The 19,982-nt window shown below is 53.4% G+C and carries 21 protein-coding genes; 5 read left to right on the forward strand and 16 right to left on the reverse strand.

The window, feature by feature from the left end; all coding sequences use genetic code 11:
- Window positions 1-369: 369 nt before the first annotated feature.
- Together pagP and cspE are read left to right on the forward strand one after the other, a co-directional pair.
- On the forward strand, window positions 370-987 hold the full coding sequence (pagP, locus tag AB3N39_RS05740; RefSeq protein WP_249429395.1) for a lipid IV(A) palmitoyltransferase PagP: 618 nt from the start codon (window positions 370-372) through the stop codon (window positions 985-987).
- A gap of 190 nt (window positions 988-1,177) precedes the next feature.
- On the forward strand, window positions 1,178-1,387 hold the full coding sequence (cspE, locus tag AB3N39_RS05745) for a transcription antiterminator/RNA stability regulator CspE (protein WP_002439184.1): 210 nt from the start codon (window positions 1,178-1,180) through the stop codon (window positions 1,385-1,387).
- A gap of 219 nt (window positions 1,388-1,606) precedes the next feature.
- On the opposite strand, the gene crcB is transcribed toward cspE, so the two are convergent.
- Window positions 1,607-1,990, reverse strand: coding sequence for a fluoride efflux transporter CrcB (gene crcB, locus AB3N39_RS05750; RefSeq protein ID WP_008501029.1), 384 nt, complete (start codon window positions 1,988-1,990; stop codon window positions 1,607-1,609).
- Between the two features lie 67 nt (window positions 1,991-2,057).
- Between crcB and AB3N39_RS05755 the strand changes: the two genes are divergently transcribed.
- Both AB3N39_RS05755 and tatE read left to right on the forward strand, forming a co-directional pair.
- Entirely contained in the window at window positions 2,058-2,846 is a 789-nt protein-coding gene (locus tag AB3N39_RS05755; protein ID WP_367897137.1) for a deaminated glutathione amidase, read from the forward strand.
- A 125-nt stretch (window positions 2,847-2,971) separates the two neighbouring features.
- Window positions 2,972-3,175, forward strand: coding sequence for a twin-arginine translocase subunit TatE (tatE, locus tag AB3N39_RS05760; protein ID WP_023310742.1), 204 nt, complete (start codon window positions 2,972-2,974; stop codon window positions 3,173-3,175).
- A gap of 80 nt (window positions 3,176-3,255) precedes the next feature.
- On the opposite strand, the gene lipA is transcribed toward tatE, so the two are convergent.
- From lipA to leuS, 14 genes are all read right to left on the reverse strand, one after another.
- The gene (lipA, locus tag AB3N39_RS05765) at window positions 3,256-4,221 is read right to left on the reverse strand and encodes a lipoyl synthase (protein ID WP_028019480.1); all 966 of its coding nucleotides are present in this window, start codon (window positions 4,219-4,221) and stop codon (window positions 3,256-3,258) included.
- A gap of 207 nt (window positions 4,222-4,428) precedes the next feature.
- Entirely contained in the window at window positions 4,429-5,382 is a 954-nt protein-coding gene (locus tag AB3N39_RS05770) for a YbeF family transcriptional regulator (protein WP_133293989.1), read from the reverse strand.
- A 291-nt stretch (window positions 5,383-5,673) separates the two neighbouring features.
- Window positions 5,674-6,315: a lipoyl(octanoyl) transferase LipB gene (gene lipB / locus AB3N39_RS05775; RefSeq protein ID WP_133293990.1), complete on the reverse strand. Its 642-nt coding sequence runs from the start codon at window positions 6,313-6,315 to the stop codon at window positions 5,674-5,676.
- 94 nt (window positions 6,316-6,409) lie between these two features.
- Window positions 6,410-6,673, reverse strand: a complete 264-nt coding sequence (ybeD, locus tag AB3N39_RS05780; protein WP_006177135.1) for a DUF493 family protein YbeD — start codon at window positions 6,671-6,673, stop codon at window positions 6,410-6,412.
- Between the two features lie 106 nt (window positions 6,674-6,779).
- Window positions 6,780-7,991 (reverse strand): D-alanyl-D-alanine carboxypeptidase DacA, encoded by a 1,212-nt coding sequence (gene dacA / locus AB3N39_RS05785; protein WP_032638844.1) that lies wholly within the window; start codon window positions 7,989-7,991, stop codon window positions 6,780-6,782.
- A gap of 139 nt (window positions 7,992-8,130) precedes the next feature.
- The gene (rlpA, locus tag AB3N39_RS05790) at window positions 8,131-9,243 is read right to left on the reverse strand and encodes an endolytic peptidoglycan transglycosylase RlpA (RefSeq protein WP_111964397.1); all 1,113 of its coding nucleotides are present in this window, start codon (window positions 9,241-9,243) and stop codon (window positions 8,131-8,133) included.
- 16 nt (window positions 9,244-9,259) lie between these two features.
- A complete protein-coding gene (gene mrdB, locus AB3N39_RS05795) occupies window positions 9,260-10,372 on the reverse strand; it encodes a peptidoglycan glycosyltransferase MrdB (protein WP_023310746.1) in 1,113 nt (370 codons plus the stop codon).
- A gap of 2 nt (window positions 10,373-10,374) precedes the next feature.
- On the reverse strand, window positions 10,375-12,276 hold the full coding sequence (gene mrdA, locus AB3N39_RS05800; protein ID WP_008501038.1) for a peptidoglycan DD-transpeptidase MrdA: 1,902 nt from the start codon (window positions 12,274-12,276) through the stop codon (window positions 10,375-10,377).
- Window positions 12,277-12,304: 28 nt separating this feature from the next.
- The gene (gene rlmH, locus AB3N39_RS05805) at window positions 12,305-12,772 is read right to left on the reverse strand and encodes a 23S rRNA (pseudouridine(1915)-N(3))-methyltransferase RlmH (RefSeq protein ID WP_003858701.1); all 468 of its coding nucleotides are present in this window, start codon (window positions 12,770-12,772) and stop codon (window positions 12,305-12,307) included.
- 3 nt (window positions 12,773-12,775) lie between these two features.
- The gene (gene rsfS / locus AB3N39_RS05810; RefSeq protein WP_023334893.1) at window positions 12,776-13,093 is read right to left on the reverse strand and encodes a ribosome silencing factor; all 318 of its coding nucleotides are present in this window, start codon (window positions 13,091-13,093) and stop codon (window positions 12,776-12,778) included.
- Window positions 13,094-13,362: 269 nt separating this feature from the next.
- Window positions 13,363-14,028 (reverse strand): nicotinate-nucleotide adenylyltransferase, encoded by a 666-nt coding sequence (gene nadD, locus AB3N39_RS05815; RefSeq protein ID WP_045402141.1) that lies wholly within the window; start codon window positions 14,026-14,028, stop codon window positions 13,363-13,365.
- Window positions 14,021-15,052 (reverse strand): DNA polymerase III subunit delta, encoded by a 1,032-nt coding sequence (gene holA / locus AB3N39_RS05820; RefSeq protein ID WP_115874492.1) that lies wholly within the window; start codon window positions 15,050-15,052, stop codon window positions 14,021-14,023. The genes nadD and holA overlap by 8 nt, the downstream gene beginning before the upstream one ends.
- A complete protein-coding gene (gene lptE, locus AB3N39_RS05825) occupies window positions 15,052-15,621 on the reverse strand; it encodes an LPS assembly lipoprotein LptE (protein ID WP_111964394.1) in 570 nt (189 codons plus the stop codon). Before lptE ends, holA begins: the two co-directional genes overlap by 1 nt.
- Before the next feature lie 14 nt (window positions 15,622-15,635).
- A complete protein-coding gene (leuS, locus tag AB3N39_RS05830) occupies window positions 15,636-18,218 on the reverse strand; it encodes a leucine--tRNA ligase (protein ID WP_158285462.1) in 2,583 nt (860 codons plus the stop codon).
- A 214-nt stretch (window positions 18,219-18,432) separates the two neighbouring features.
- Here leuS and AB3N39_RS05835 point away from each other — a divergent pair, with 214 nt between their 5' ends.
- On the forward strand, window positions 18,433-18,915 hold the full coding sequence (locus AB3N39_RS05835; protein WP_111964474.1) for a zinc ribbon-containing protein: 483 nt from the start codon (window positions 18,433-18,435) through the stop codon (window positions 18,913-18,915).
- A 63-nt stretch (window positions 18,916-18,978) separates the two neighbouring features.
- Here AB3N39_RS05835 and rihA read toward each other — a convergent pair whose 3' ends face one another.
- Window positions 18,979-19,917: a pyrimidine-specific ribonucleoside hydrolase RihA gene (gene rihA, locus AB3N39_RS05840; RefSeq protein ID WP_115874493.1), complete on the reverse strand. Its 939-nt coding sequence runs from the start codon at window positions 19,915-19,917 to the stop codon at window positions 18,979-18,981.
- Window positions 19,918-19,982: the final 65 nt, after the last annotated feature.

The raw sequence follows: 19,982 nt of genomic DNA on the forward strand, positions 1-19,982 counted from the left end.
ATGGAGCACAAAAAATCAATAAAAAAAAGAAGGATGAAAATGTGCCGAATAATTGGCCTGTTCTTGCTGATTAAAATCAATAAACAGACGACTAGAGAACAGAACAACCGTGTTTTTGCCATGGTTCATACATTTATGTCATGAGGCCCTTGACCGTCAGAAATAGCGCAACATGTCCCAATAATGATAACAAATTGTTAATGCTTTGTGTGGTTTTGCATGTCACTGATTAAGAAGGTTAAAGTATAAGCCCACACTCCGAATGGGTTTATTTGAGCGTGCTGCATGCTTTCTTTAAGAATATTCCCGGAAAGAGGCCGAATAATTAGGAATAACGCCGATGTCGTTAAGACTTGATTCAACTACTTTATGGTAAACTTTGCTTCGAATACTAAGAATGGTAATTGCATTGTGATCGTACGTAATACATTTTTCTCTATTTTGTTGTTTATTTTTGGGCAGTTAACGTTTTCTTCTGTTGCACAGGCAGAAGGCAAAGAGGCGGATAAAGGCTGGTTCTCAACCTTTACGGATAATGTTTCCCAGACATGGACTGCACCTGAACATTATGATCTCTATGTTCCGGCAATAACGTGGCATGCGCGGTTTGCTTATGACAAAGAGAAAACCGATAAATACAACGAGCGTCCATGGGGTGCGGGTTTTGGTCAGTCGCGCTGGGATGAAAAGGGAAACTGGCATGGCATCTATCTGATGGCCTTCAAAGACTCGTTTAATAAATGGGAGCCTATTGGGGGTTATGGTTGGGAGAAAACCTGGCGCCCGCTAGCGGACGAAAACTTCCACGTCGGTTTGGGCTATACCGCCGGGGTCACTGCACGTGACAACTGGAACTACATCCCGATCCCAGTGCTGCTGCCTTTGGCCTCTATTGGCTATGGCCCCGCAACGTTCCAGATGACCTACATTCCGGGTACGTACAACAACGGTAACGTTTACTTCGCATGGATGCGTTTTCAGTTTTAACTGACAAAACGTTACATGCTGGTGAAAAAACGCGCAGACGTTGATTCATAAGCGATAAAAATCTGTCAGTGAAAATTAACGCGACTTTAGTCACTTTTTATCAAAGAACCGCTGGACAAAAGGTCTCACAATTGATGTACTGATAACCGACACAGCATTTGTGTCGTTTTTTAATGTAAAGGTAATTTTGATGTCTAAGATTAAAGGTAACGTTAAGTGGTTTAATGAGTCCAAAGGATTCGGTTTCATTACTCCTGAAGATGGCAGCAAAGACGTGTTCGTACACTTCTCTGCAATCCAGTCTAATGGTTTCAAAACTCTGGCTGAAGGTCAGCGTGTAGAGTTCGAAATCACTAACGGTGCCAAAGGCCCTTCTGCTGCTAACGTAATCGCTCTGTAATTCAGACGCGTCAGCAAGAATTTCAAAACCCGCTCAACGAGCGGGTTTTTTTCGTGTTGAATCAGCCAAGCAGATACATTTTCAGGAAGCTGGCAACGATCAGCACGCTCAATAACACCATTCCTGCGCTCATCAGACTCTGTTTCATTCTGTCACCCTCGTTCAGTACTGCATTCAGAGTGACAGAGAAAAATTAAGCCAACATTAACGGTTCGGCTGTTAATGCGCGCTTGCGGAAGAAAATAGCCAAAATGCGATCCCCGTCATCGCAAAAGAGCCGAGCATATTGATCGCCATATTCATCAGCGCCCAGCCGATACGGCCTTCCTGAAAGAGAAAAACTGTCTCCGCAGAAAAGGTTGAGAAGGTGGTCAAACCGCCGCAAAATCCGGTGGTAATCAATACCTTCCACATTGGGTCGATATGCGTCATTCGGTTAAACCAGGCCAGCCCCATGCCAATGATAAAAGCACCAATCAGGTTAGCGGCAAGCGTCCCCATGGGAATCGCCTGATGCAGGGGATTAAACCGCATACTCAGAAACCACCGCGCAACGCTACCCGTTCCCCCACCAATAAAAACGGCTAAAAGTAGTTGTAACACGCTAAATACCTGCTATTTGATGTGTAAGAGAAGCGAGTTTAACGCCGTTTATGATAAGGGGACAAATATGTATGTTGCGGTAGGGCAGTTTGTGGTCACGCCTGAGTGGCATAAAAATGCGCTCACGTGCGTCAACCTGATGAAGCAGGCCGGGCAGAAAGGGGCGTCGCTGCTGGTTCTCCCCGAGGCGCTGCTGGCCAGGGATGATAATGACCCGGATTTATCCGTGAAGTCCGCGCAGCCGCTGGACGGCGAATTTTTACAACATTTGCTCGCCCAGAGCGCGGGCAATACGATGACGACAATCTTAACGATCCATGTTCCCTCCACGCAGGGCCGTGCAGTGAATATGCTGGTGGCGATTCGTGACGGGGCCATAGTCGCACATTACGCCAAGCTTCATCTCTATGACGCGTTCAGCATCCAGGAGTCGAGGCTCGTTGACCCCGGAGACAATATCCCACCGCTGCTGGAGATTGACGGATTCAGGATCGGGCTGATGACCTGCTATGACCTGCGTTTTCCCGAGCTGGCGCTGCATCTGGCGCTGCAGGGTGCGGACATGCTGGTGCTGCCTGCCGCGTGGGTCAAAGGGCCGTTAAAAGAGCACCACTGGGCAACGCTGCTTGCGGCACGCGCGCTGGATACCACCTGCTATGTCGTTGCCGCAGGAGAATGTGGCACGAAAAACATCGGACAAAGCAAGGTGGTTGATCCGCTGGGGGTGACGATAGCCGCCGCCGCTGAAGCCCCGGACTTGCTGGTGGCGGAGATAAAACCAGAGAGAATTGCGCTTGCGCGTCAGCAATTACCCGTTCTTCTTAATCGTCGGTTTGCGCCACCGCAATTATTGTGATGTTTTTTTCAACAATGCTTGATTCACCTTGTTACAGATTGCTATTGTGTGCACGCGCTAAATGACCGTTAATACAATCAGGTTTTGGCGCTGAATGCAGCCTGTTATAAGTAAAGAAGGTATCTATGGGTGAGATTAGTATTACCAAACTGCTGGTGGTTGCCGCACTGGTCGTCCTGCTGTTTGGTACCAAGAAGTTACGCACGCTGGGTGGTGACCTGGGGGCTGCCATCAAAGGCTTTAAGAAAGCGATGAACGATGATGATGCAGCGGCGAAGAAAAGCGCCGAGGATGACGTCCCGGCAGATAAGCTTTCTCACAAAGAGTGACAGCATCGCCCAAGGGTTGCGAAAAAAAACCGGCTCATGTGGCCGGTTTTTTCGTATTACTGTAAATGAATATTACAGCATTATTTCACTTCTTCGCCTTTAGCCTGCATATCGGCATGGTATGAAGAGCGAACAAATGGGCCGCATGCTGCGTGGGTGAAGCCCATCGCCATCGCTTCGGCTTTCATTTCATCGAACTCGTCCGGGCTCACGTAGCGCTGTACCGGCAGGTGGTGACGGCTTGGCTGGAGATACTGTCCCAGGGTCAACATGGTCACACCGTGGCGGCGAAGATCGCGCATCACCTCGATGATTTCGTCGTTAGTTTCACCCAGACCCACCATCAGACCAGACTTAGTCGGAATATGTGGATGCGCTTCTTTGAAACGCTCCAGCAGTTTCAGAGACCAGTTATAGTCAGCACCCGGGCGTACCTGACGGTAGATACGCGGCACGTTCTCCAGATTGTGGTTAAACACATCTGGCGGCGTAGCGGTGAGGATATCCAGCGCGCGGTCCATACGGCCACGGAAGTCAGGCACCAGCGTCTCGATTTTGATGTTTGGACTTTTCTCGCGAATGGCCGTAATACAGTCGGCGAAGTGCTGCGCTCCGCCGTCACGCAGATCGTCACGGTCAACGGAGGTGATAACTACGTAACGCAGCGCCATGTCGGCGATAGTCTGCGCCAGCTTCTGGGGTTCGTTAGCATCAGGTGCGACTGGACGGCCATGAGCAACATCGCAGAACGGGCAGCGACGGGTACAGATAGCACCCAGAATCATAAACGTCGCGGTACCGTGATTGAAACATTCAGCAAGGTTAGGACAAGAGGCTTCTTCACAAACGGAGTGAAGGCCATTCTTGCGCATCGCCGCTTTGATCCCCTGGATACGCGAAGAGTCGGCCGGAAGTTTGATTTTCATCCATTCCGGTTTTCTTAACAGCGCCTCGCGCTCTGTAGCCACGTTTTTAACCGGGATAAGGGCCATTTTATCGGCATCGCGGTATTTAACACCGCGTTCCATCACAATGGGTTTACTCATAGCGTGCGTGTTCCAGTTGCGAATATCGAAGGAAAGCGTTTCAATTCAAGGGAATGTTGTATTTATCAACTATTTTTGAACGAACGACAGGCAGTATATCATTGAAACGGTCGTTAAAGCAGCCTGCCAGATCGCCAATTTGTAAAATAGTTGTTGTTTTGTGCCTTTTGCCCTGCCCGTTGCAGGGACTTGTGCTGGGTAAACCTATCAGAAGGCCTGACGGATAATGCGGATGACGTTTTCAAGGACCGGATCGCGCAAACTCAGCTTGTTATAATGCAGTGAAATCTCGATAGATTCCGCATTAAGCTGGCTGAGCGGAATGCTTTCCAGCGGCCAGCATTTTCGTAGCAGACCGTACAGGCGTGATGGCATAACGCACAGCATGTCGCTGCTACCGATCAGGGATGCGGTGGTAAACATATTGTAGCTGCTGAAGCTGATCTGTCGTTCAGGGAAAATTTCATCAATGCGCTGACGAAGTGCATGGTTAGACTGCCCTTCGGTCATGAAAGACGAATGGTCGTAGTTGCGAAGGTTTTCGATGGTCAACGGCTCGCTAAGAGCAGGATGCTGCTGGCGGCAAACCAGCACCAGATTATCTGCATAGAGCACATTTTGACCCAGCGCTCTGGCACTGAAGCTGCCGCTTTCTATAATCAGGTCCGTCTGGAACTGGGCAAGTTGAATGTCAGGTTCATTGAGAGGCACATTGCGAAGCAGGAGCTGCGGAGCATGCTCTTTCACGGCCTGAAAGATCGCAGGCATGACCAGTACACCCACAGAAGGGGAACAGCCGATGGTGATGGTTCTTTGCTTATCATAGCTCCCGGTTAAATCCAGTGCGCCTAGAATCGACTCCAGACCCTGGCTGATGTACTCATGCAGATGCGTGGCGTAAGCCGTCGGCGTTACCCCCTGGCCCTTACGGATAAATAACGGGTCAGGAAATATAGCGCGCAGCTTTTGGATTGACTGGCTTATTGCTGAAGGCGTGAGATTAAGAATTTTCGCAGCGTTAACGATACCCTTATGGACATATACTGCCTCAAAAATAGTCAATAAATTGAGATCAATATTACGTAAAGTCCGAAAAATTTGCGGCTTGTCTTCGCCACCAGGTTCATTCAGTCGTTTGGCTGGTAAATTATTATACTCCACGCTTTCACTCCGTATACATTCACAATATGAATGATAGTTGAATTTATTTATTATGCTTGTAGAGATTCGTAAAGGGTTGGTTTTGTTTCACTTGTTTATCAAAAGCAAACACTTGTGTGATAATTGCTCACGTTACTTATGCCGTGTTTGCCGTACTTGCTGGAGGCTAAATAATATGTAGCGGTAATATTCGGGCGCTTCGAAAATATAGAATCTGTGGATTATTGTAAAGCGCAAAAACGGTAAATAAACGGTGGCCCGCCAAATTAGCGAGCCATGTTGTATGATATATTAAGCAGCGATATATTCGTGTGGGGGATTGTTAAGTAGTGCTAAAGCATTCTTCAAAAGCACGGGACGAATACTGTCTGGCGTAGCGGTTTCAACCCACTGACGCACTTGCGTCATTTCCATGCCGGCGTAGCCGCAGGGGTTTATGCGCTGGAAAGGGGCGAGATCCATATTAATGTTCAATGCCAGGCCGTGGAACGAACAGCCTTTACGAATACGCAGCCCCAGAGAGCAGATCTTCATTTCCCCAACGTACACCCCAGGCGCATCGGCTCGCGGATGCGCATCAATACCATATTCCGCCAGCGTGTTGACGACGGTTTGTTCCAGTAAGGTAACCAGTTCGCGGACGCCCAGCTTTCTGCGCTTCAGGTTGAGCAGGACGTACATCACCTGCTGCCCGGGTCCATGGTAAGTGACCTGACCGCCGCGATCGCTCTGAATAACCGGGATATCTCCCGTCATTAACAAATGTTCTGCTTTACCCGCCTGACCCTGAGTAAATACCGGCAGGTGTTCGACAAGCCAGATCTCATCCGGGGTGCTGTCATCGCGTGAATCGGTGAAGTCATGCATAGCCTGGGAGACAGGCTCATAAGGTTGCAGCCCGAGGTGACGGACCAGAATTTTATCCTGATACAAAACTGCGTCTCCGAAGACGAGGGACAAAAGGTGTGCGGGATTATATCACAGCGGGGAGAGGGGTTACCCGGCAAACCGGGTAACCGCAAAGGGGCTACAGCACCATACGAACAATTTCGATATTGCCGAGTTCTTCGTAAAGCGTTTCAACCTGCTCAATATGTGTCGCAGTGATGGTAATAGAAACCGAGTGGTAGTTGCCCTTGCTGCTTGGTTTTACTGACGGAGAGTAGTCACCGGGCGCATGGCGCTGTACCACTTCAACCACCTGATCAACCAGCTCAGGTTTCGCCAGACCCATTACTTTGTAGGTAAATGAGGTAGGGAATTCAAGCAGTTCGTTAAGTTTGGTTTTCATGTCAGCTCCGGCGTAACGTCAAAAAATAATAACTCCCACGTCAGGTGGGAGTTATCAGGATACTTAGTATATGGGGATCAAAATCACACTTTCAAGTGTTCAATTTTTAACCAAACCAGTGGTGGAACATCAATTTAATGTAATCAATGATTTTGCCGAAGAAATTGCCTTCAGGAATTTCTTGCAGGACCACCAGCGGACGCTGATCGATCGTTTTGCCATCCAGCTGGAAGTTGATCGTGCCCACAACCTGGTTTTTCTGCAGCGGGGCGTGCAGCTCGGTGCTGTTCAGTACGTAGCTGGCTTTCAGATCCTTCATACGACCACGCGGAATGGTCAGATAGAGATCTTTATCAACACCGAGTGAAGCACGGTCGTTGTCGCCGAACCAGACGGGTTCAGACGCAAACTCTTTGCCTGCTTTCAGTGGGTTCACGGTTTCGAAGAAACGGAAGCCCCAGGTCAGCAGCTTCTTGCTTTCTGTTTCACGACCTTTGAAGGTGCGGCCGCCCATCACGGCAGAGATCAGACGCATCTGACCTTCAGTGGCAGAGGCCACTAGGTTGTAGCCCGCTTTGTCGGTGTGGCCAGTTTTGATGCCGTCAACGTTCAGGCTGTTATCCCACAGCAGACCGTTACGGTTGGTCTGACGAATACCGTTGAAGGTGAACTCTTTCTCTTTATAGATAGAGTATTCATTGGGGACATCGCGGATCAGCGCCTGACCAATCAGAGCCATGTCACGCGCGGAGCTGTACTGGCCGTCTGCATCCAGGCCGTGTACGGTCTGGAAATGGCTATTTTTCAGACCCAGCGCGTTCACGTAGCTGTTCATCAGGCCCACGAAGGCGTCCTGGCTACCGGCGGCGAAATCGGCCATTGCCACGCAGGCGTCGTTACCCGACTGCAGGTTGATACCGCGAATCAGCTGGGAAACAGGAACCTGCATACCCGGCTTCAGGAACATCAGAGAGGAACCTTTGAAAACAGGGTTCCCGGTTGCCCACGCATCGTTACCGATGGTGACCAGATCCGATTCTTTGAATTTACCCGCCTTCATCGCCTGGCCGATAACGTAGCTGGTCATCATTTTGGTCAGGCTGGCCGGGTCACGGCGGGCATCGGCATTCTGTTCTGCCAGCACTTTGCCAGAGTTGTAATCGATCAGGATGTAGGATTCCGCGTCGATTTGCGGAACGCCAGGGATCATGGTCTTGATATTCAGGTCATCGGCGTGAGCTGCAGAGAGCGCAGCCGCGCAAAGGGCCGTGGTCAGCGCCATGCGCTGCACAAAACGAGCAGAAAAAGTGGTCTTCATGGTCAGAACTACGACATCCGTGATGGAATTAAAAAAAGTGCCTTACTATAGCAAATGCTATTCAGGCAGGCATCCGACTTTAAGCATGAGTTTGTGAATGCGTTTTACACAAACTGACAATTCGGATACCGCCGGTTAATTATTTTGCAACAGCGATAAATGACTGAAGCTGAGCTTCATTCTGCAAACGCTGCTGCAGGGAGGCGGCCTGCGATTTGCTGGCAAACGGCCCCATCTGAATGCGCCAGACCGCACCGTTCTGCTCAACGCGTCCTGGTACGCCAAACTGCTGGCTCAGACGCTGCTGATACTGTTTGGCCCGGGCCTGATCGCTCACTGCACCGACCTGAACCACATAGCTGCCGCTGGCTGCTGTTGGAGCCGCCACCGCCGCACTTTGCGTGGCCGCGGGCGCCGTTACGGGAGCCGGCTGGGTTGCTGGCGCGGCAACGGGAGCAGGGGCTGGAGTAGGCTCACTGCCTTCCAGCACGCCCGAGGCTAAGGTCGTTGGGGCGCCAAGAAAACCGCTACTCTTTACCGGCGCGCCGGTAGAATCTTCGCTTTGCAGCGTATCATTACTGATCGGGCGGATTTCTCCCCCCGGCTGAGCAGGCTCTGCCGGAGACGAGACGCTTCCCATTCCGCCGTCAAGATTTGGGCGGTCAGGAAGGGCATAGGTCTGTTTTGCGACCGTCGTACACGCGGTTCCCGGCCCGGAGAGCGAACCATCCTGCGCGACGATAATCGGGTCAATACGGACCTTGGTGTTGTTCGAGGTGTTCAGGCGATCGGCAGACGCGCGCGACAGGGAAATCACCCGGTCATTCCCGTACGGGCCGCGGTCGTTGATGCGCACGACGATCATACGGCCGTTCGCCAGGTTGGTGATACGGGCGTAGCTCGGGATAGGCAGCGTCGGATGTGCTGCCGTCAGCTGCATTGGGTCGAACGCTTCCCCGGATGCCGTCAGGTTACTGCCTGGCTCGGCATCATAAATGGCGGCAAAGCCCGCCTGACTGAAACGGGAAGGGTCCTGAACAATTTTATAGCTTTTGCCGTCGCGCTCGTAATCCTGATTGGCACTGGCATTCAGCGGTTCATAAACGGGATCGGCACCGCTGATTTCAACGATCGGGCCATTACACACCGCAGGCTGCGGCGGCGCGACGGTTGCCTGTTGCTGACCATCATCACTTGTGCAGGCCGCAAGTAAACTTGCCGCAATGCAGATCCCCAGCCACTGCTTACGCATTCCGATCCCCTTATTTTTATACGCTTTTTGACAACATTTTTCTGTGGGTATGGATCGACATCACGATACCAAACCCGGCCATCAACACGATCAGTGCCGAGCCTCCGTAACTCACCAGCGGCAGCGGTACGCCTACCACCGGCAGAATACCACTCACCATACCAATATTTACGAAGACATAAACGAATAAAATCAGCATCAACCCGCCAGCCATGACGCGACCAAAGGTGGTTTGCGCGCGTGCTGCAATCCACAATCCACGCATGATCAGCAGTACATAAAGCGCCAGCAATATTAAGATGCCAACCAGTCCCAGTTCTTCCGCCAGTACGGCAAAGATAAAGTCGGTGTGGCGTTCCGGTAAAAATTCCAGCTGAGACTGCGTGCCGTGCAGCCAGCCTTTACCGCGCAGCCCGCCGGAGCCAATCGCAATCTTTGACTGAATAATATGATAGCCCGCGCCCAGCGGATCGGTTTCCGGATCGAGCAGCATCATAACGCGCTGGCGCTGGTAGTCATGCATCAGGAAGAACCACAGGATAGGAATGAAAGCCGCAATCAGCACCACCGCGATACCAATCAGGCGCCAGCTCAGTCCCGACAGGAACAGGACAAACAGGCCGGAGAGGGCAATAAGGATTGAGGTCCCCAGGTCAGGCTGTGCCGCAACCAGCAGCGTTGGCAGGAAAATCAGCACCAGCGCGATAGCGGTATTCTTCAGAGACGGCGGACAGACGTCGCGGTTGATAAAGCGTGCCACCATCAGTGGAACGGCGATTTTGGCAATTTCAGAGGGCTGGAAGCGGACAACGCCCAGATCCAGCCAGCGCTGCGCCCCTTTTGAAATGGCGCCAAACGCATCGACCGCAACCAGCAGAATAATACAGAAGATGTAGAGATAGGGCGCCCAGCCTTCGTAGACGCGCGGCGGGATCTGCGCCATCACCACCATGATAATTAGACCCATGGCGATCTGGCCGATTTTGCGCTCCATCATCCCGATGTCCTGGCCGCTGGCGCTCCAGATAACCAGCGCGCTGTAAACCAGCAGAGCCAGCAGGATCAGCAGCATGGCTGGGTCGATGTGGATTTTGTCCCACAGCGATTTTTTATTTGGATTATCCGTCATGATTATTGGTCCTCCGCCGCAGCGGCGGCCGGGTTTTCAGCCGGCAGTTCGGTGTTGTTATCACCCAGCATGATGTGGTCAAGGATCTGGCGCATGATGGTCCCTACTGCAGGCCCGGCACCGCCGTTCTCGAGAATCATTGCCACCGCGACCTGCGGGTTGTCATAAGGAGCAAACGCCGTCATCAGCTTATGGTCACGCAGACGTTCAGCAATGCGGTGCGCGTTATAGGTTTCATTGGCCTTAAGACCAAACACCTGCGCAGTACCGGACTTCGCCGCCACTTTGTACGGCGTCCCGGCGAAATACTTGTGTGCGGTACCGTTCGGGCGGTTTGCCACGCCGTACATACCGTCTTTCGCAATTTCCCAGAAGCCTGAATGTATGTCACCCACCGGGGCTTCATGCGGCTGGTTCCACGGCACTTTTTTGCCGTCTTCAACCGTACTCTGCAGCAGATGCGGCACTTTCACCACGCCGTCATTGATGAGGATCATCATGGCTTTGTTCATCTGAAGCGGCGTTGCCGTCCAGTAGCCCTGACCGATACCCACCGGAATGGTGTCGCCCTGATACCACGGTTTTTTAAAACGCTTCAGCTTCCATTCGCGCGTCGGCATGTTGCCGGAGCGTTCTTCTGCAAGGTCAACGCCGGTATAGTGTCCGTAGCCGAATTTGCTCATCCATTCTGACAGGCGGTCGATCCCCATGTCATACGCCACCTGATAGAAGAAGGTATCCGCAGACTCCTCCAGCGATTTGGTGACGTTCAGATGACCGTGGCCCCATTTTTTCCAGTCACGATAGCGCTTATCTGAGCCAGGCAGCTGCCACCAGCCTGGGTCAAACAGGCTGGTATTACGGTTGATGACGCCGGCACTCAGCGCAGAAACCGCGACGTACGGTTTAACCGTTGATGCCGGCGGGTAAACCCCTTGCGTTGCACGGTTCACCAGCGGCGTGTTCGGATCGTTCAGCAGACCGGAATAGTCTTTACTGGATATGCCGTCAACGAAGAGGTTCGGGTCATAGCTAGGCATGGAGACCATCGCCAGGATGCCGCCGGTACGAGGATCGGTGACCACAACGGCTGCACGACTGCCCGCCAGCAGGGTTTCAATATACTGCTGAAGCTTGAGGTCGAGCGTCAGATAGACGTCATGCCCCGCCTGAGGCGGCACTTCTTTCAGCTGGCGGATCACGCGGCCACGGTTGTTAACCTCAACCTCTTCATAGCCGGTTTGCCCGTGCAGAACGTCTTCGTAGTAACGTTCGATCCCCAGCTTACCGATATCGTGCGTTGCGGCGTAGTTGGCCAGCTTGCCGTCTTTATCAAGACGGTCAACGTCTTTGTCGTTAATTTTGGAGACGTAGCCAATTACATGCGTCAGGGCGGAGCCGTAGGGATAGTAGCGACGCTTATAGCCCTTCACTTCCACGCCGGGGAAACGGTACTGGTTCACCGCAAAGCGGGCCACCTGAACTTCCGTCAGATTGGTTTTAACCGGAATGGAGGTAAAACGGTGAGAGCGGGCGCGCTCTTTTTTGAAGGCGGCGATATCGTCATCGTTAAGATCAACAACGCTCTTCAGCGCTTCCAGCGTATCCTGAACATTATCGACTTTTTCCGGCATCATCTCGATTTGATAGATGGTGCGGTTTAGCGCCAGCGGGGTGCCGTTACGATCGTAAATAATGCCGCGGCTGGGTGCGATAGGCACCAGCTTAATACGGTTTTCGTTTGAACGCGTCTGGTAGTCGGTAAAGCGGACAATTTGCAGATTATAAAGGTTGGCGATCAGCACGCCGGTAAGCAGCAAAATCCCGGTAAAGGCGACCAGCGCCCGGCGCACAAACAGCGCGGACTCAGCCGTATAGTCGCGAAAAGAATTCTGTAGTTTCATCCGCTGCTTAATCTACCCTGGTCAGTCATTACTCGCGGTGATAGGGGTGGTTGGTAGTAATGCTCCACGCGCGATACAGGCTTTCAGCCACCAGTACCCGAACGAGCGGGTGGGGAAGCGTCAGCGCGGAGAGGGACCAACTTTGTTCAGCCGCCGCTTTGCAGGCAGGGGATAACCCTTCTGGCCCGCCAATCAACAGACTGACGTCACGGCCATCCTGCTTCCAGCGCTCCAGTTCATGCGCCAGCTGCGGCGTATCCCAGGGCTTACCTGGAATATCGAGGGTGACGATGCGGTTCTTGCCTGCGGCAGCCAGCATCAGTTCGCCCTCTTTATCGAGAATACGTTTGATATCAGCGTTCTTGCCGCGCTTACCGGCGGGAATTTCCACCAGCTCGAACGGCATGTCTTTTGGAAAACGACGCAGATATTCAGTAAAACCGGTTTGTACCCAGTCCGGCATTTTGGTGCCGACAGCGACCAGCTGCAACTTCACGCATTAACCCCAGAGTTTTTCCAGCTCATACAGGCGACGGCTCTCGTCCTGCATGACGTGGACAATCACATCGCCGAGGTCGACCACCACCCAGTCAGCCGTCGCTTCACCTTCAACGCCCAGCGGCAACAGCCCTGCTGCACGCGATTCCTGAACCACGTGATCGGCAATCGAAACAACATGACGCGTCGATGTACCGGTGCAGATGATCATGCAGTCGGTAATACTGGATTTACCCTTAACGTCGATAGCGATGATGTCCTGACCTTTCAGGTCATCAATTTTGTCAATAACAAAATCCTGGAGTGCTTTACCCTGCAAGTTTTCCCCCTGGGGTGAATGAGATTGTAAAACTTTGAATTCGTAGCCAGACAGTATACCTGAACTCACGCCTGTGTCGGGACAAATGTCTCCGGTCGGGCTTCAGAAGGCGGGTATCATCCCACCCTCCGCCTGAGATTGCATCGCCATTTTTGTAAAACAATTTCTGTAAAGCAATTATCGGCGGGAAAGTCTGGCAGCGGAGAATAACAGTATGGCTTACCCTGTCAAGGCAGGATAAACAATAAGCCGCTTTTTATGCCTTCCGGCTATTCATCTGCGCTTTTCTGATACAAACCGTGCGCATGGATATAGGCTAACACCGGTGCGGGGAGCAGATCGTCACAGGCTAAACCCTGCTGTAAACGCTCACGAATGAGGGTCGCAGAGATATCGAACCACGGCGTTTCCGCCAGATAGATCTTCCCGGCAGGCTGATTATGAAGATCTTCAACATTATCGGTGAGATGGTCTTCCAGCCACTGCTGGTACTGCGCTTCGCGCATGGTCAGCGGATAGCCCGGACGGCGGCAGACCAGCAGGTGGCTGTTCTCCAGAATAGTTTCATACTGATGCCATGTGGGGAAATTCAGCAGGGAATCCTGGCCGATGATAAACGCCAGCGGCTGGTCTGGCCCTTGTTCGGCGCGCCACTCCTGAAGCGTCTGAGATGTCCAGGAGGGGGTGTCGCGACGCAGCTCACGCTCGTCAAGTCGGAAGAGGGGTTTATCCGCAATGGCAAGGGCAAGCATCTCTTTTCGCTGCTCGCTGGTCGCCTCGGGCTGTGGACGATGGGGCGGGACATTGTTGGGCATAATGGTGACGCGCTGAAGGCCGATCAGATTCGCCAGAATTTCAACCGGCTTCAGATGCCCGTAATGTACCGGGTCGAAGGTGCCGCCATATAAGGCCTGTAAAGAATGCATGCTATCCATCAATAAAAACGTCTGCCAGCGCCTTGTGGCAGAGCAGCAGAGAAAGGCTTTCCAGCTCCGCCCACACCGACTGGCCGTAATCTTGTTTTAACGTGAGCTCTGCGCGCATCAGAAGCTGTACAGCCTGACGAAGCTGTTCATGACTCAGGCGGTTGACGGCCTCGGTGGTCAAAGCCCGGCGATTTTGCCACACGCGGTGTTTATCAAACAGCGAACGCAGCGGCGTATGGGCAGACTGACGCTTGAGCGTAATCAGCAGCAGTAATTCGCGCTGCAGCGTACGCAGCAGAATAACGGGTTCGCTCCCTTCGAGACGCAGCTGTTGCAGAATATGCAGGGCGCGTTTGCTTTTCGCCGACAGCAGCGCGTCCACCCAGTGGAACGGCGTGAAGTGTGCCGCGTCGTTAACGGCCTGCTCGACGCGCGGCAAGGTCAGCTTGCCATCCGGCCAGAGCAGGGAGAGTCTGTCCAGCGCCTGTGCCAGTGCAAGCAGATTGCCTTCATAGCAGTAGCAGAGCAGTTGGTTCGCCGCATCATCCAGCTCAAGGTTGTTCTGCTTCGCTCTCGCTGCGACCCATTTTGGCAGATGCGCCTGTTCAGGCGTCTGACAGGTGACCTGTACCGCGTGGGCTGCGAGTTGGGTGAACCACGCCGCGTTTTCCTGCGCTTTGGTGAGTTTGTTACCGCGCACAATCAGCAGCAGATCGCTGTGAAGCAGGCTGACCAGCGTGGCCAGCTGTTCATTGATGGCCGCGTTAGGGCCGTTCTCCGGCAGCAGGATCTGAATAGTCTGGCGCGACGCAAAAAGGCTCATCGCCTGACAGAGTGAGAAGAGGGCATTCCAGTCGGTGCTGTTATCCAGCTGGACGGTGTGGTGTTCATCGAAGCCCTGAGAAGCGGCCTCATGCCGCACGGCATCCAGGCTTTCCTGAAGTAATAACGGATCGTTTCCAAGAAGCAGATACGCCGCGCGCAGCCCTTCTTTGAGCTGCGCGCGGAGTTGTTCAGGATACAGCCTGATCATCATTTACCCAGAGAGTTAGCAGCAGGAAGCGTGCCAGCAACCGGTTTTTCAACAATGTCAGAGCCTTGTTTGGTAGACGCTGCAATACTTGGCAGTTTACGGATTAGCTGTTCCGCCGCCTTGTCGTACATTTCGTTGATGATAATCTGCTGTTCGGCATCTTTTGCCAGCGCCGTCTGCGGGTTATCGAAGAACGAACGGTACACTTTCGTGCTGATCGGATAGATGTCTTTACCCGGGATCAGGACCGCTGCGCTGACCGTCAGCACCATCTGATATTCAGCTGTACGGCCATCCTGGAAGATAGAAGCGGTATCTCTCGACAGACCTCCTCCTATAATACGCAGAGACGGTACATCCTGGCGCAGCGTTTGTTTCTCAACAAGCTCAACGCCGTTCAGACGCAGCTGATTACGAATTGCCCGGCTGAGTGGGCCATTCGGATCTGATGAGTCGAAAATCATCGTTTTCATCTCAGCAGGCACCGCCGTGGTATTGCGCAGGTGCCATCCGCAGCCAGCGGTGACAAGCACCGCCAGTGATAAGAGTATTGTTGCCAGTTGTCGCACGTTTCCTCCCGCGCTTAGCCAACGACCAGATTGAGCAGTTTACCCGGTACGTAGATCACTTTACGTACGGTAACGCCCTCAAGATATTTTGCGACCAGAGGTTCCTGACCCGCGCGCTCGCGAACCTGTTCTTCGGTTGCATCGACCGCCACGGTAATTTTACCGCGGACTTTACCGTTCACCTGAACCACTACCAGCGTCGTGTTTTCCACCATCGCTGCTTCGTCAGCCTGCGGCCACGGCGCGTTGTCGATATCTCCTTCGCCTTTCAGCTCCTGCCACAGGGTGAAGCTAACGTGTGGAGTGAACGGGTTCAGCATGCGAACAACAGCCAGCAGTGCTTCACGCATTAAGGCGCGATCCTGCTCACCGTCCTGCGGGGCTTTCGCCAGCTTGTTCATCAGTTCCATAATAGCCGCAATTGCGGTATTGAAGGTCTGACGACGACCAATATCATCGGTTACTTTCGCAATCGTTTTATGAACATCACGACGCAGCGCCTGCTGATCTTCAGTCAGTGCGGCGGCGTTCAGCGCCGGGGCATCACCCAGAGCAGTATGTTCGTAAACCAGTTTCCAGACGCGTTTCAGGAAACGGTTAGCGCCTTCAACGCCAGATTCCTGCCACTCCAGAGTCATATCAGCCGGAGAGGCAAACATCATGAACAGACGAACGGTGTCCGCACCGTAGCGCTCAACCATTACCTGTGGGTCGATACCGTTGTTTTTCGACTTGGACATCTTGCTCATGCCGGTATAAACCAGTTCATGGCCTTCGGCGTCTTTCGCCTTCACGATACGGCCTTTCTCGTCGCGCTCGACAATGGCATCAACTGGAGAAACCCAGTTACGCTCGCCGTTGGCGCCGACGTAATAGAATGCATCTGCCAGCACCATGCCCTGACACAGCAGCTGTTTGGCCGGTTCGTCAGAGTTCACCATGCCCGCATCGCGCATCAGCTTGTGGAAGAAGCGGAAGTAGAGCAGGTGCATGATGGCGTGTTCAATGCCGCCGATGTAGATATCTACCGGCAGCCAGTAGTTTGCCGCTTTGGAATCCAGCATGCCTTCCTGATACTGCGGGCAGGTGTAGCGCGCATAGTACCAGGATGACTCCATAAAGGTGTCAAAGGTGTCGGTTTCACGCAGCGCAGGCTGACCGTTGACGGTGGTTTTTGCCCACTCAGGATCGGCTTTGATCGGGCTGGTGATGCCGTCCATGACGACGTCTTCCGGCAGGATCACCGGGAGCTGATCTTCAGGCGTTGGCATCACGGTGCCATCTTCCAGCGTCACCATTGGGATTGGTGCACCCCAGTAACGCTGACGGGATACGCCCCAGTCGCGCAGACGGAAGTTAACCTTACGCTCACCCACGCCCAGAGAGGCCAGCTTATCGGCGATGGCATTGAAGCCCTCTTCGAAGCTCAGACCGCTGAACTCGCCGGAGTTGAACAAGGTCCCTTTTTCGGTCAGCGCTTGTTCAGACAGGTCTGGTTCTGAACCGTCAGCCGCCAGGATAACAGGCTTGATGGTCAGGCCATATTTGGTGGCAAATTCGTAGTCGCGCTGATCGTGACCCGGAACGGCCATCACGGCGCCCGTGCCGTATTCCATCAGTACGAAGTTGGCGGCCCAGACAGGGATCGCTTCGCCAGTCAGCGGGTGAATGGCTTTAAAGCCGGTATCAACGCCTTTTTTCTCCATCGTTGCCATATCGGCTTCGGCCACTTTGGTGTTGCGGCATTCGTCGATGAAGGTAGACAGTTCCGGATTGTTTTCTGCCGCTTTCTGCGCCAGCGGGTGACCTGCGGCCACGGCCAGGTAGGTCGCGCCCATGAAGGTGTCCGGACGGGTGGTGTAGACGGTCAGGGTCTGGTCGTAGTTCTCAACGTTGAAGGTGATTTCCACGCCTTCGGAACGGCCGATCCAGTTGCGCTGCATGGTCTTAACGGTATCTGGCCAGTGGTCCAGATTATCCAGATCGTTCAGCAGCTCATCAGCGTAAGCGGTGATTTTGATAAACCACTGAGGGATCTCTTTACGCTCAACTTTGGTGTCACAGCGCCAGCAGCAGCCATCAATAACCTGTTCGTTCGCGAGAACGGTCTGGTCGTTCGGGCACCAGTTAACGGCAGAGGTCTTCTTATACACCAGCCCTTTTTTGTACAGCTCGGTGAAGAACTTCTGCTCCCAGCGATAGTATTCTGGGGTACAGGTTGCCAGCTCGCGGCTCCAGTCATAGCCAAAGCCCAGCATTTTGAGCTGGTTTTTCATGTACGCGATGTTGTCGTACGTCCACGGTGCCGGTGCGGTGTTGTTTTTGACCGCTGCGCCTTCCGCAGGAAGACCGAACGCATCCCAGCCGATAGGCTGGAGCACGTTTTTGCCGAGCATGCGCTGGTAACGCGCAATCACATCGCCGATGGTGTAGTTACGCACGTGGCCCATGTGTAGTCGACCAGAAGGATAGGGAAGCATCGACAGGCAGTAATACTTCTCTTTGCTGTCGTCTTCGGTTACTTCAAAGGTGCGCTTCTCGTCCCAGTGTTGCTGGACTTTTGATTCTATCTCTTCCGGGCGGTATTGCTCTTGCATGGCAGCCAGTGGTCCTGTTTTCAATACAGCTACAAATGTAGCCAATGGATGTGGTAATTCAGATCCGCATAGCATAGCCCAAACGCCCGCGTCAAAACAGCCTTTCGCACAAATGCGCTTTGCAGGAATTTACCGGGTCTGTGCTTCACCTGACAAAGCGGCGGTGAAATAAGGTCTATTATTAGAAATAGTTACTTACCCGGGAGGCAAAATGATGAACAAGGTTGCTCAATTTTACCGCGAACTGGTGGCGACACTGACGGAGCGGCTGCGTAACGGCGAGCGCGATATCGACGCGCTGGTGGAGCAGGCGCGTGCCCGTGTGTCGCAAACGGGTGAGTTAACGCGAACCGAAGTGGAAGAGGTGACGCGTGCCGTGCGTCGCGATCTGGAAGAGTTTGCTCGCAGCTACCAGGAGAGCCAGGAGGAGGTCACGGACAGCGTTTTCATGCGGGTGATCAAAGAGAGCCTGTGGCAGGAGCTGGCCGACATCACGGATAAAACGCAGCTGGAGTGGCGTGAAGTCTTTCAGGATTTGAACCACCACGGTGTGTACCACAGCGGTGAGGTGGTCGGGCTGGGAAATCTGGTGTGCGAGAATTGCCACCACCATATTGCGGTCTATACGCCGGACGTGCTGCCGCTGTGTCCGAAATGCGGCCACGATCAGTTCCAGCGTCGGCCGTTTGAGCCCTAGGTAAAGCGCAGGTTTGCGCCCTCTCCCTGTGGGAGAGGGCCGGGGTGAGGGCATCAGGCCGCACTACGCACTATAGTAAGCCAGCCTCTCCGCCAGCAAATCCACAAACGCCTCCCGGTCAATATCCACCATCACCGTAGTATTCGGCTTATTTCCCGTCAGTGAGTAGTAGTCCACCACCGTCATGCCCTGGGTGTATTTCCCCTGCGTTTCGACGCCAACCCATCTGTGAACCGTAGTAAACATCTCCGGTTTTAACAGCCAGGCAATGGTACACGGATCGTGCAGCGGCGCGCCGTGGAAGCCCCACTTCTCGGCTTTGTGATACTCCATAAAGAAGTCGAGCAGCTCAGCCACGGTTGTCGCGACCGGATTACCCACGGCACGGAAGCGCTCAATGTCGTCTGCCATAATCTGTGCGCGATGGGTCACGTCCAGCCCTGCCATCACAACTGGCAAGCCTGACTGGAACACAATCTCCGCCGCTTCCGGGTCGACAAAAATGTTGAATTCTGCAGACGGCGTCCAGTTTCCCAGCCCCATGGCTCCGCCCATGATGACGATACGGGCGATTTTACCGTGCAGTTCAGGATGGCAGTTCAGCAGCAGCGCGACGTTGGTTTGCGGTCCTGTTGCCACCAGCGTGACGGGCTCCGCGCTCTCGCGCAGCACCTTCGCCATCAGCTCCACGGCGGTACAGTTTTGCGGCGTAAAGCCCGGCTCCGGCAGTGCCGGACCGTCCAGCCCGCTTTCACCATGCACGTTATCCGCGATAATTAATTCACGCATCAGGGGCTTGAGGGCGCCACCGGCGACGGGAATATCGGTGCGCCCAAGCAGCGTCAGCATGCGCAAAACGTTACGCAGGGTTTTATCCGGCGTCTGGTTTCCGGCGGAAGAGGTGACGGCTTTGACGTCGAGTTCAGGGGAGGCAAGTGCAAGAACGAGCGCGATCGCGTCATCATGACCCGGATCGCAATCGAAAATGATGGGTTGTGCCATAGCGTTCTCCATTTATAGCGTTATTTTGTGACAAGGTTAACGCTGCAATGTGACGCCGAATAGAT

This window comes from Enterobacter vonholyi, from assembly GCF_040834095.1.
Classification (GTDB): Bacteria; Pseudomonadota; Gammaproteobacteria; order Enterobacterales; family Enterobacteriaceae; genus Enterobacter; species Enterobacter vonholyi.